The sequence below is a fragment of the Clostridium thermosuccinogenes genome, from assembly GCF_002896855.1.
GTDB lineage: Bacteria > Bacillota > Clostridia > Acetivibrionales > DSM-5807 > Pseudoclostridium > Pseudoclostridium thermosuccinogenes.
The window spans coordinates 1,011,892-1,023,622 of the sequence record NZ_CP021850.1 but is presented as its reverse complement, the minus strand read 5'-3'; the positions used below and the strand labels follow the sequence as shown (position 1 = coordinate 1,023,622).

General features: G+C 42.4%; 10 protein-coding genes. 2 read left to right on the top strand and 8 right to left on the bottom strand.

The genetic code is table 11. From position 1 onward, the window contains the following. Nucleotides 1-35: 35 nt before the first annotated feature. The 6 genes from CDO33_RS04535 to CDO33_RS04515 all read right to left on the bottom strand — a co-directional run bounded on the left by CDO33_RS04535 (nucleotide 36) and on the right by CDO33_RS04515 (nucleotide 7,567). Entirely contained in the window at nucleotides 36-836 is an 801-nt protein-coding gene (locus tag CDO33_RS04535; protein ID WP_103079894.1) for a TadE/TadG family type IV pilus assembly protein, read from the bottom strand. Nucleotides 837-1,254: 418 nt separating this feature from the next. Then, a complete protein-coding gene (locus CDO33_RS04530) occupies nucleotides 1,255-3,033 on the bottom strand; it encodes a B12-binding domain-containing radical SAM protein (protein WP_103079895.1) in 1,779 nt (592 codons plus the stop codon). A 448-nt stretch (nucleotides 3,034-3,481) separates the two neighbouring features. Continuing rightward, a complete protein-coding gene (locus CDO33_RS04525) occupies nucleotides 3,482-4,579 on the bottom strand; it encodes a GerAB/ArcD/ProY family transporter (RefSeq protein WP_161496404.1) in 1,098 nt (365 codons plus the stop codon). Then, nucleotides 4,579-4,791, bottom strand: coding sequence for a hypothetical protein (locus CDO33_RS20580; protein WP_103079897.1), 213 nt, complete (start codon nucleotides 4,789-4,791; stop codon nucleotides 4,579-4,581). Before CDO33_RS20580 ends, CDO33_RS04525 begins: the two co-directional genes overlap by 1 nt. 5 nt (nucleotides 4,792-4,796) lie before the next feature. Then, nucleotides 4,797-5,978 (bottom strand): Ger(x)C family spore germination protein, encoded by a 1,182-nt coding sequence (locus CDO33_RS04520; protein WP_103079898.1) that lies wholly within the window; start codon nucleotides 5,976-5,978, stop codon nucleotides 4,797-4,799. Further along, complete coding sequence (locus CDO33_RS04515; RefSeq protein WP_103079899.1) at nucleotides 5,975-7,567, bottom strand: spore germination protein; 1,593 nt, start codon at nucleotides 7,565-7,567, stop codon at nucleotides 5,975-5,977. The genes CDO33_RS04520 and CDO33_RS04515 overlap by 4 nt, the downstream gene beginning before the upstream one ends. A gap of 783 nt (nucleotides 7,568-8,350) precedes the next feature. Here CDO33_RS04515 and CDO33_RS04510 point away from each other — a divergent pair. Further along, nucleotides 8,351-8,713 carry a helix-turn-helix domain-containing protein gene (locus CDO33_RS04510; protein ID WP_338053260.1) on the top strand — a complete coding sequence of 121 codons (363 nt, stop codon included), beginning with the start codon at nucleotides 8,351-8,353 and terminating at the stop codon, nucleotides 8,711-8,713. A gap of 68 nt (nucleotides 8,714-8,781) precedes the next feature. Here the strand turns inward: CDO33_RS04510 and CDO33_RS04505 are convergent, their stop codons facing one another. Continuing rightward, nucleotides 8,782-9,993 (bottom strand): D-alanyl-D-alanine carboxypeptidase family protein, encoded by a 1,212-nt coding sequence (locus CDO33_RS04505; protein WP_242973809.1) that lies wholly within the window; start codon nucleotides 9,991-9,993, stop codon nucleotides 8,782-8,784. A 40-nt stretch (nucleotides 9,994-10,033) separates the two neighbouring features. Continuing rightward, nucleotides 10,034-10,243 (bottom strand): hypothetical protein, encoded by a 210-nt coding sequence (locus tag CDO33_RS20575; RefSeq protein WP_151898646.1) that lies wholly within the window; start codon nucleotides 10,241-10,243, stop codon nucleotides 10,034-10,036. 107 nt (nucleotides 10,244-10,350) lie between these two features. On the opposite strand from CDO33_RS20575, the gene CDO33_RS04500 reads away from it, so the two are divergent. Further along, nucleotides 10,351-11,595 carry an MGDG synthase family glycosyltransferase gene (locus tag CDO33_RS04500; protein WP_103079901.1) on the top strand — a complete coding sequence of 415 codons (1,245 nt, stop codon included), beginning with the start codon at nucleotides 10,351-10,353 and terminating at the stop codon, nucleotides 11,593-11,595. The last annotated feature ends 136 nt before the right edge of the window (nucleotides 11,596-11,731 follow it).

Genomic DNA, 11,731 nt, shown 5'->3' with positions numbered 1-11,731 from the left:
CCCCATTTTCACACACTGCCCAAACTATAGTTTTTTTACTTGCTGAATCTCCCCAGTATCTTTTCCTTCAAGCTGTCGAAAATACCGTCCAGCTCAAGCTTAGGACCAAACCGGTCCATATATTCCAGCACAAGGTCCACATTGCGTATATATTCCGCAGGCTGTTCTATCACAGCCGTACCGCAAGCTGTAAGCTTGATACTTTCACTGCCTGTAAAGAGGGAAATCAGTTTTCCCATAGGCAGCTTGAAATTCTGCGTGAGCTCAACTACCAGCTTTTTTTGCATAATACCGTTGGAGAACCGGATGTTCATTTTTGTCAAATCCGCCTTTATAACTGCCGTTCTCATCCTTGATATGACAAGAGCGCGGATATCCCGGATTCTTTCTTCCTGCGTGCCTTGCGGAATATCCGCTTCCTGTGCCTTTTTAAGCACTTCGGAATATTCGAAGCCTGAATCAAAGATGCTTAGAAATCCTGAATACAAATCACCGACGGAAAGCTTGTCCTTCTTGGCCGGCTCCTCCATGTCCAGCGACATGCCGGTTTCCATCCAGCTTTCGGCTGCCTGCTTTGCTGCCATGGATGCTGTTTGAGTGAGCAGCGCTTGCTGATACATTAAAAGAAATGTCAGAATTACCACTATTAACACTATAAATATAAAAGGCACTATAATTGCAGCTTCTACAGTAATGCTTCCCCTACTATCCTCTGTTGGCAAAGGCATATCACCCCCATCTGCATGGTAAACAGAATTAATTACGGAGCATCTTTTTCTGCTGCGCCCATATCCATGCACAGCCCATGCGGAAATTTCCATGAATATGTTTATCATTTATAAACTACGAAATTTTGTATTATATGCCATCATATGTGGTTATATTACATATTTTACATCATTTCACAGGAAAATTAAATATAAATTGTAAAAAATTCTTGTAAAATGCAACAAAGGTAAAAGCAGTAGTCAATCCGCTTTTACCTTTGTACATGCGGTTATATAAAATCGGTTTGAATTCAGCTAATTGAAATGAATGATTGCTGTTCCGAAAAGATTCAAAGCACATAACAATCAATACATCCATTATTAGCTGAATTCATTCCTAATCTACATAAATTAAACAGTTAAATCCTTGTAAGTAAAATTAAGATTTTCTCTCGAAATCCCCCTTTGCAATGCCGTAGGGATTCGCCCCGGAAGCCATAAGCATTCTATTTTATGCAAATTTATGTGGCAAAAATAGCTCATCCCTTTACCCATGACCTTCGGGAGGAAAATCCTCATCACATCTGATATATCGGTACTGCCCCGTCACCCGGTCCCTTTCATAATATTTGAAAAGAACTACCGTCCTTTTTCTTTCAAAGCTGCCTGCTTTAATCCCCTGCACCACATCATGGCGAAAGGTTTCAAAATGCACCTGCTTATATATCTGCTTTGCAGGCATATCAAACAGTTCCGGAAGGTATTTTTTCAAATTGCCCTCATCTTTCAGGAACTCAAAGCATCGCTCCTTGAAACCCGGTTGGATTTCCCTTTCAATTCCTTCGGGAAGATTGTTGGAGTTGTCCGATGAAAGATAATCCAGTTTCATCAAATCCTTTAAAAGCTCTACCTTCTCTTGGGGCAGAACCTTCCGAAGGAATTCTAAAAGCACCGTATAGGTATCCCTGCCTGACAGGGCCTTCCCCGCATACCCTTCATCCCTGCAGAATTTGTAAAATTCCCAATAAAAGGAGAAGGGCGAGCTATAGCATGTCTCTGTCAGATATTCCAGAGAAACCTGGAATCTTCCCGAGTTATAATATCGGTCCACCAGATCTTCAATTCCTTTCAGCACCAATATCTCATCAAAGCTCATGCTGTCGCTGTACAAAACCTCGTAAGGCGGGTAATCCCTGTAGCCATAACCGTATTTACCGGCATTTTGCCGTATGCCGGAGCCTTTGAGCATTTTCAGGAATCCCAGCTGGAGCTGATGGGGTTTAAGCCTGTACACATCATCGAAAGAATACATAAAAGACCTGAAATCTTCTTTCGGCAGCCCCGCAATCAAATCCAGATGGATGTGTATGTTTCCTAAAGCACGTAGTTTCCTTACATTATCAAAAACAATATCCAGATTGGTCTTCCTGTCAATAAGCTCAAGGGTAACCGCATTTGTGGTCTGCACTCCTATCTCAAACTGTATCCTTCCGGGAGGGGCCTGAGAGAGTATCTCTATCATTTCATCATCGAAGAGGTCCGCGGCAGCCTCAAAATGAAAAACCGTGTCCTCGGACTCCTTTATGATGAAACGGAAAATCTCCTTTGCTCTTTTTCTGTTGCAGTTGAAAGTCCTGTCCACAAACTTGACCAGCTTTACTCCTGCTTTCATAAGTTTCCTGAGGTCCTCTTTGACTCTCTCCACCGAAAAATTCCTAACCCCTTCAAAAGTCGATGAAAGGCAGTAGGCGCAGGAAAAAGGGCATCCCCTTGAAGCTTCGAAATACATTATCCTTTTGCCTACGGCATCCAGCATTTCATCGGTATACGGTGAAGGTATGCTGTCCAAATTTTCTATCCAACTTCCAGGTTTATTTGAAATAATCCTTGCCGAATCTCTATAGGTAAGACCATCTATTTCATCAGGTTTCCAAACCCCGGAAGCCAGTTGCTCCAGCAATTTTCGAAAGGGGATTTCCCCTTCTCCGGATATGATGAAATCTATAAAGCCATTTTCCTCCATCATTTTTTTTGCATCAAAGGATACCTCCGGTCCACCCAGCACAATCCTGACATCCGGAGAGACCTTTTTCAAATTTCCGGCAAGCTTGAGCACCGCCTCGATATTCCAAATATAGCAGCTAAAGCCCACTACATCGGCTTTTTCAAGATAGATAGCCGATAATACGGAATCCGGGGAATCATTTATTGTCGACTCCAAAACTTTCACATCATCACAGCAATCCTCACAGTATGCTTTCAGGTACCATGCCGCCAGGGAAGAATGGATATATTTAGAGTTCAAGGATACAATCAGTGTTTTCATAAAATACCTCGCCATCTTATAATAAAATCACTCATGCTTGTAATGCGCAACCGATAATGAAAATGATATTTATATTTTCGTGTTAACCAATTTCGTTATTTTATTGGAAAATATACCCCTTATCAAGGGCTTAAGGCTTTCTGCATAAAACAATAATAGCCTTTTACCCCGGTACAGCCTTTTTTTGAAGTTTAAGGCTGCCATCCTTCCCATTATATCATACGGGCGCTTTTTATGGTTAAGAGGCTCGCTCCTCCATTAAAAAGTATTGACAAGTACGGATTTATGCGCATAACAGCATAAGGGATATTGATACATGATGTGACAATTTGGAAACGGTCTATGAGTAACTTTCAAAATTGCTTAAGGTTTATTGTGACAAGTCACGCTTGTAAAACGCTTTAATTTTTATTGTTTCTTCTTAAAACTGCATGCTGCATCCTGCTTGTTAACCTTTTCTACTTCCAGCTTTTGCCTTTGAAGTCTTGCCTTTTTTCCATAAAGATAGCAAAAGCAACAGCAGGGGAATAGCAATCTGAAAGGGAATGGAGTAGTAAGGCCATACCTTTTCAGCCCAGCTGAACATCTCAAGAATATTTTCATACACCCATACTGAAAGAACGACACAGAAGGTGACGATCGCCCTGGTCAGCTTCCTGTAGTCGTCAATTCCCGCTATCTGGCTCAAAGCGTTTGCAGCTGCATAAACACAAACCGAGATTTTTACTCCCCCGCCTATCAGCAGGTTTATGTCTACGAGGGATTCCACATTAAGCCCCGGAATGAGCAGTGATGTCAAATGGGGGTTAAAGGTAGCGCGAGACATCAAATCAGCCCCCAAAGCAAATATATCTCTGAAAAACACCATAACTGCCAATAAGATTGAAACTGCTGACGATGTAAACACAACTTTTTTTAATTTTTCCTTTTTGTTTAAATGAAGAAATATCATAAGGAATGCTACGGTTTCTCCAAAGGGAAAGGATATATAGTCAAAAGCTGCGCTGAGCACAGGCTTAATTCCGTTCTCCAATATAGGAAGGAAAGCTGTGAAATCATGGACAGTTAGTATCGACAAACCGATAATGAAAAATAATAAAGGTATAACAGGCACCAAAAGCTCGCTCAATCTTCCCATCACCTCTATCCCACCGTTGACAGTATATGCCAAAACAACCGCAAAAAACCCTATCACCACAACAATAGGAGTTTCCGGATAAGTCACCGTGCAGATAAACTCCCCAAAATTCCTGAACACCAAGGAAGCCAGGTGGATGAAATACCATATATACAGAATGGCAAAAATATTGCCTATAACTTTTCCTAACTTTTCCCTTAAAATGTCCACCAGGGTTTTTGATGGGTTCAACAATGCTATAGACGCATAAACCACCATAAGTAAAGTACCACCTGCTCCTCCAAGGAGTATGGCCAGCCATGCATCATTTTTTGCTCCCTGGGCAGGAGCCAATATCACCGTGCTTCCAAAAAGAAAGCCTGATACAAGCAGAAACAGCTGAAAGCTTGATATCCGTGCCTTTTCCATCACTTCAATACTCCCATCATCTTTAATACAGCCTCTATCCATTGGGCGGGGCTGGAAGGCCTTCTCCCTGCTGCCAGAAGCAAGCTGACCGTGAGGCTCGTTGCCATAAAGAAACCATATAGCAAAAATACCCTCGCCCTTTCCTTTTCCCGTATAAATTTTTGAACATCATAAAAAATCAGAATAGCAAACACTGCTAAAACTATTGCCATTTATGTCATTCTTCCTTCTTTACCGGACTTTTGACAATACCTGTCCTCATTATTCTGGCATCTACCCGGATATCTACCGGAAGCTTGCTGAAAATGTCATTCCAGTTTTTTTCTGCATTTTTCCAATACCGGGGATTATGCTTATGCACATATGTTCCAAAACCAAATATATCGCTGGAATATTCCATCTGGGTCTTATGCAGTGCCAACATGATTTCATTTTTTATTTCTTCTTCCAATCTTTTCTCCAGTATATGCAAATCTTCCGGCGAGTCCAATCTGCCTCTTCCTTCATGCCCTCCCACATTTGCCTCAAGCTCTACCTTGACGATGAGCGCGACTGGTTTGCTGTTTTCAAACGCCACCTTGACATTCCCTTTTGACCTTATAATTTCCATAGATATTTTGCCCTTTTCTGCAGGAATATTCACAATAGTGCTTTTTATTTTACCTATGGCAAACAAAAATCCCCTCGTTTCCCGTGAATCCAGCCAGCCTACCAGCTTTCCTTCCTTAAAAACGGCAACACCTTCCGTTCTGACTTCTTTTTCTCCCGCTTTTGAAATTTGTCCAATGGTAGGTTGCTTTCCGATGCAGTCCATATCTTTAATCAAATCAATCAACCGGGTCCTCTTCACAGTTCCCCGTGAAATGGTGTTTTCTGCCGTCCCTTTTATATACAATGCCGGTATGGATTCCATATCGGTTTCTATTTCAAGGATTTCCTTAGGGGTTGCACCTTTTGCTGTAAGAACATCCATTGTATAATCTATTTCATGATCCCTCTGGAAAAAGTCCAGGACTTCTACTATGCCATCCTTCGAAAGATTTTCACCGAGGATTAGAACCTGAGCTGTACTAAAAAACAACTTTTTATCAATAAGGGACAGCATTCCTCTTATAGCTTCAAAAACTGTTTCCCCTTCAAAGGACTCGACAAACACAGGCATTGGCTGTGTACCTCCACCTTTTCCCTTTCCGGAGGATACCGATTGGATTGCTGCAGGCTCCACCACCTGGACGGTCAAAAGAATTTTACCGTCGTCTGTACGGTCCAGTCCAAGACCTGCCACTAAGTTTATTTCGGTTAAATCCCTATTGTTCCAGCAGCCGGTTACAAGCAAAGGTAATATAAGAAATACGGCCAAGAATACACCAGTCCGTCTTTTACTCTTCCCGCACATCATGGTTTTATTTTCACCTCCTGGCGTTTTGTCCCTTTACCGTCTTTCGCCTTTTCCTGCCGCAGTGTTCCCGGCCTTGTCACCATAGCCCAGATGGGCAGCACCAGGAAAGAATCCTTGAGGTCGGAAACCGAAAGCGGAGAAACAGGTGCCATATAGGGGACCCCAAAAGAGCGAAGTCTGCAGAGATGAATAAAAATAGCCACAGCCACAATGGAAATTCCAAGGAAGCCTAAAAGATTGGCTGCAATCAAAAATGCAAAGCGCAGCAGCATGGTTGCCCTGATAAGCGGGGGTACGACGAAGCTGCAAATGGCTGTGATAGCTACGATAATCACCATCAGGTTGCTGGCAATGCCTGCCGCCACCGAAGCCTCACCCAGCACAATCGCACCTACAATGCTCAGCGCCTGTCCGATGGTCCTTGGCATCCGGACGCCCGCCTCACGCAGAAGTTCAAAAGCCAAAATCATCAATACTGCCTCAATAAAAGGAGAAAAAGGGATTCCCTGCCGTGAAGCTGCCAGCGTAATCATCAGCTTGAATGGGATTAACGTATGATGGAAGCTCACCAGTGCCACATACACTGCCGGCAGCAGATTTGATACTACGAGTGCCATAAAGCGCAGCAGGCGCATAAAGGTTGCGAAATAAGCATGGTCATAATAATCATCCGTGGTCTGAATGGATTCTATGTAAAGATACGGGACCGTAAGTACATAAGGCGTTCCGTCGCAGAATATGGCTATACGCCCTTCCAGCAGCTTCCCAGCCAGCTTGTCGCATTTTTCACTATTCCCCACCGTGGGGAAAAGGGATAAGCTGCTGTCGGAAATGTACTGCTCGATGACCCCGCTATCAAGTATAGCATCGGCTTTGATCTTTTTAAGTCTTGTTTTTACTTCGTTGACGATCTTTTCATTGGCAACTCCCTTGATATAGCATATACAAACCTCGGTTTTGGTCTGTTTTCCTAAATGCACTATTTCCGTTTTAAGGTTGGCGTTCTTAATCCTCTTGCGGATGAGAACGATATTTGTATGCAGGCTCTCTACAAAGCCTTCTCTTGATCCTCTTATCGAAACTTCTGTGTCGGGTTCTGACACCTGTCTGCCCTGTGGGTCCTTCACCCCTATAATCAAAGCTTTATTCTCTCCATCAATAAAAAGCAAAGCTTCTCCCGACAAGATATTGTTCACTGCTTGCCGCATATATACTGTTTCTTTTAAATCGCTGTTGTTGACGACACACTCTTTCAACTGCTCGTATGCGGAGGGTTTGTCTTTCTGGAATTTTGCCTTTGAAAAATATTCAAGAATCGGACGTACCACATCCTGGTTTAGCGCTCTTTTATCAACGAAACCGCTGATATAAGCCACCACTACCCTGATGCAGCCTTCTTCTCCACATGCAATTTCTCGATAAGTAAAATCGCTGCATTCCGAAAAAACTTCATTGAGTCTTGCAATTACTTCATCAATTGCTCGCGGTATGGGTTCGTATGAATCAATGTAGGTATTGTCATTGTTAGTGTTCTGGTTATCCCCATTATTTTGCTTGTTTGTCCTTCCACCCATTTCATTATCACCCATTTTACATTATGACCATTAGTTTAGCAAAAGATACACAAACAGCATCTTCAGCAAGTTTGTTCCAAAGAAAAAAGCCCTTGTTGCAGGGCTTTTACTTCACTATTTCCTATATAAGCTTCATCATCATATCACAGTCACCATATCGTTATAGAACTGCCGCATCTGGAATGAAAACCGGCATTGAATTTTGCCGAAACCGATTATAATCTGACTCAAGTAAAATTTGTCGCTGCCTGTTTATAAATTATTTTTGATAGGAATTTACTCTCATAGAACAGGCTTGCTTCTTTTTACTGATGTCTTGGTATTTTCAGAAAGTCCATGGCATACCCATACGATTCCGGCATATTTGCCAAACTCGTTGCTAATGCATAACAAGGTTTATCGACTGGTTATTTTACACTTCATTAACCCAAGGATTGCACTTGTCAATATCCGCTCCGACTCCCGGTCATAATTCTCAAAGATCCTTTTTCTTTTTTTTGTCAATAAACCTATCTATCACAAAGAGAATGAGAGTAATCACAATAAAAAGCGCATATAAAATTTTGCCTTCTTTTGTCTGAAAAGCTTCATAGTATATCATTATATTACTCCTTTGTAAAAAAAATTGACATTTTATCGTATGTTCCATCAATTCCATACAATCCCAAAATATACACAAAATATTATACGGTGGCAATAAGCAGCTTGCAAGTATATTTTGTTTGCACGCTGCCTATTTTGTTTATCGGCAATATCCTATACCATTATTTAGGAGGATGGAAAAGAGGTGACTTATAAATAGGGCATGATGCAAAATATATTTCTCTTGATAACTTAGCAATCGGCAACAGACTGCGCCTTGGAAGGGAAGCCCTAGGACTTACACGGGATCAGTTGTCAGAGCTGCTGGACATATCCGGCTATTACCTTGGACAATTGGAGCGGGGAGAAAGACAAATGAGTCTGCCCTTGCTGGTAAAGGTCTGCGAAAAACTTCACCTCTCATTGGATTATCTGGTTTTGGGAAGCAATGCCCAAGCATATGAGAATATGGACGAAATAGAGGCTTTGCTGAAAAAGTGCTCAAAGACGGAAATAGAGCTAATTAAGAAGCTCATTAGAACAGTTCTTCCGTACATAAATCAGCAAAGGAAACTCTGAGCTTTGTATTTTGCTGCCTTTTATTTATAAAGGTCAAAACTATAGGTAAAATCCTTTTTCTCCGTTATCTACCCGCTGATTCTCACAGATTTTACCCATTGTTCTATCACCTGCAAAAAATAATCGAAAAACTCTTTGCGCCTTACTCCCGGGCCTGTTTTAAGGCTGGTTGAGGCAATGACTTTTCCATTTACCACATATTTTATGCTGCCTACTTCAATGCCTGAATCCACCGGTGCATGAAACTGATCCGGCAAATCTATTTTGGCTTTCAGGTTTTCGACTTCATCCTCTCTTAAAGGCAGATGAATCTCATCCACAGGAAGTATCGAAATATCTTTTCTGATACCCTTAATTACAGGAACCCTCGCCAAAACATCATTTGTTTTAACCAGCGTATACATTTTATAGTTATCAAAAGCATAATCCAGAATGCTTCTGGAGCTTTTAGCCCTGGCTGTCCTACTGGAACAGTTCAACACAACGGATATATATCTTCGGTTTCCCCTGGTAGCCGAAGTAACGAGGCATCTTCCAGCTTTGCTGGTATATCCGGTTTTAACGCCGTCAGCTCCAGGATACAGATCGAGCATCTCGTTGGTATTGTAGAGGCTCCTGCCCTGAATCTGAGCCGTTTGTGTCCTGACAATCTGATTGAAGGTTTCATTTCCCAGGGCATATCTTGTAATAAGGGCGAGATCGTAAGCCGTTGAGTAGTGATCCGGATTATCAAGCCCATGAGGTGTTTTAAAATTAGTATTTTTTGCGCCTAATTGCCTTGCTTTTTCCGTCATCATCTCTGCAAAGCGTTCCACCGTTCCTCCGATGTGCTCAGCTATTGCTATGGCAGCATCATTCCCCGAGTTCAGCATCAGCCCATACAGCAAATCCCTCAGGCTAAGCTTTTCTCCCGCCCGGAGATGTATGGTAGACCCTCCTATGGCGGCGGCCCGTTTGCTTACAGTGACCATGTCGTCAAGGTTGCCGTGTTCTATGGCAAGTATCGCTGTCATTATTTTGGTTGTGCTGGCCATTGGCTTTTTAGAATAAGCATCCTTTTCATAGAGAACCCTTCCAGTCATCGCATCCATGACGATTGCAGATCCCGCATCTATCTTGGGCGGCTCGACAGGAACAGATGCTTCGACACTCTCAGAAAAAACGGGAATGTTGGAAGTCCCTTCGTATATATCGTCAGCAAAAGCCCCCATTGGTATTATTAATATAAACAGCAAAAGACTCCAGGCTGCAAGCTTCTTGTTCTTTTTCAATAGTATCACTTCTACCCCTTTTGTTCGTTATTTTTTAATAATATATGAACTAACGGGAAAGTTTATAACAGCGCAGGAGATTTCCGAAGGAGGGGGACATGCAAATCCAAAATGCCGTTCCGGCAAGACTCAAAGCACTCACAGCCTCGTTATAGCTATCTTTTAGATTAATCGAACCGTATTTATCCACCATGTCTTTCAGACAAACACGAAGCCTTCTGCGTATAATAGATCGGTAGTAGACAACTACCGCATACATATGCGGAGCAAGTGGAAAATTTTTATAGCAGGTAGTATAATATTTAATAGTGTTTATGAAAATAAAGTAGAACACTCGTATTTCTACCTTTTGGAGGAGGAAATTTTGTGAAAAACATACTGATTATTTCATCAGATTACACAGGCCATGGCCACAAAAGCATAACTGAATCGTTGAATGAGCAATTTGTAAAGCATCCAGATGTAAATGTGCATGTCATAGACGGATTTGCTCTGGCCGGAAGCCTGGGAATCAGTATCGGAAAAGCCTATGGCTCTGTGACAAGAAATGCCACAGACCTATGGAAACTGGCCTGGGAAATATCCTTAAAAAGGCCGTCCCTTATAGCGGAATTCACTGAATTGGCCATCCGCGACAAATTTCTGGAGGTGCTGAGCAAAGTTCGCCCCGACCTTATTTTGTCTGTTCATCCTGACTTCAATGGTTCGGTAATTAACATACTGGAAGAATATAAAATAAATATTCCTTTTGTAACATTGATAGCTGATCTTGTGAGTATCTCGCCGCTTTGGGCTGATCCGAGGGTGGACTATATAATTTGTCCCACCGTCGAATCAAAACTCAAATGCCTGGAGTTCGGGGTACCCGAGTCCAAGCTTAAGGTTATAGGTTTCCCTGTTCGTTCCAGGTTTACCCAGCACATCAAGGATTCCGGAGACAAAAACAATGACTATACCAGCGACAGACCCCTGGAATGCCTGATAATGAGTGGTGGTGAAGGGGTCGGAAATATGAGACATATAGCGGAAATCCTGCTCAAGAATTTCAACTGCCGGGTTAAGATCATAGCCGGCCGTAATGCTTCCTTGAAAAGAAGGCTGGAAGCTTCGTTGAAGGAAAAATTCGGTGATAGGGTAGAGATTTATGGTTTTACCCAAAATGTGCAGGATCTCATGCTTTCATCGGATATTGCCTTCACTCGCGGAAGCCCTAATGTAATGATGGAAGCAGTCTCATGCAATACTCCGCTGGTGATAACCGGCGCACTGCCCGGACAGGAAGAAGGAAATCCCGCTTTTGCTGAAAAATACAATCTGGGTATTGTATGTGAAGATATAAGAAAACTTAAGGATATGGTGAGCGAGCTCTTGGATAACAATGCGGAAAAGCTCAACCAAATTAAAAGATCGCAGCGGGAATTCAGGGATCCTGATATTGCACAAAAAATAGTCGATTTTATCCTGAGCATTGAAAAACGTGAAGGAGTTCAGATCCCCGAAATATCAAAGAAAATAATCCGGCTGGACAGGTTCAGATCCATCCGTGCCAGCATAAATATGAGAAGAAACAGCTTAGGCTTTAGGAGAAACAGAAGAGCAGGCCGCAGATAGCCAGAAGGTTAACCCTGCTGCAGCGTCCGTAGCTTATGCATGGAAAATACCGGCAATACAGGCCGTTAGCCCCTTGCTGAGTTGCCAGTATTTATGAACGCTGTTGCATCCACCTGACGGCATGCAATTTCAGCTT

Bases quoted from the DNA above. Each gene is read 5' to 3' on its own strand.
- CDO33_RS04535 (WP_103079894.1), bottom strand. From the start codon at position 836: ATGATAAACATATTCATGGAAATTTCCGCATGGGCTGTGCATGGATAT.
- CDO33_RS04530 (WP_103079895.1), bottom strand. From the start codon at position 3,033: ATGAAAACACTGATTGTATCCTTGAACTCTAAATATATCCATTCTTCC.
- CDO33_RS04525 (WP_161496404.1), bottom strand. From the start codon at position 4,579: ATGGAAAAGGCACGGATATCAAGCTTTCAGCTGTTTCTGCTTGTATCA.
- CDO33_RS20580 (WP_103079897.1), bottom strand. From the start codon at position 4,791: ATGGCAATAGTTTTAGCAGTGTTTGCTATTCTGATTTTTTATGATGTT.
- CDO33_RS04520 (WP_103079898.1), bottom strand. From the start codon at position 5,978: ATGATGTGCGGGAAGAGTAAAAGACGGACTGGTGTATTCTTGGCCGTA.
- CDO33_RS04515 (WP_103079899.1), bottom strand. From the start codon at position 7,567: ATGGGTGATAATGAAATGGGTGGAAGGACAAACAAGCAAAATAATGGG.
- CDO33_RS20575 (WP_151898646.1), bottom strand. From the start codon at position 10,243: ATGTATGCGGTAGTTGTCTACTACCGATCTATTATACGCAGAAGGCTT.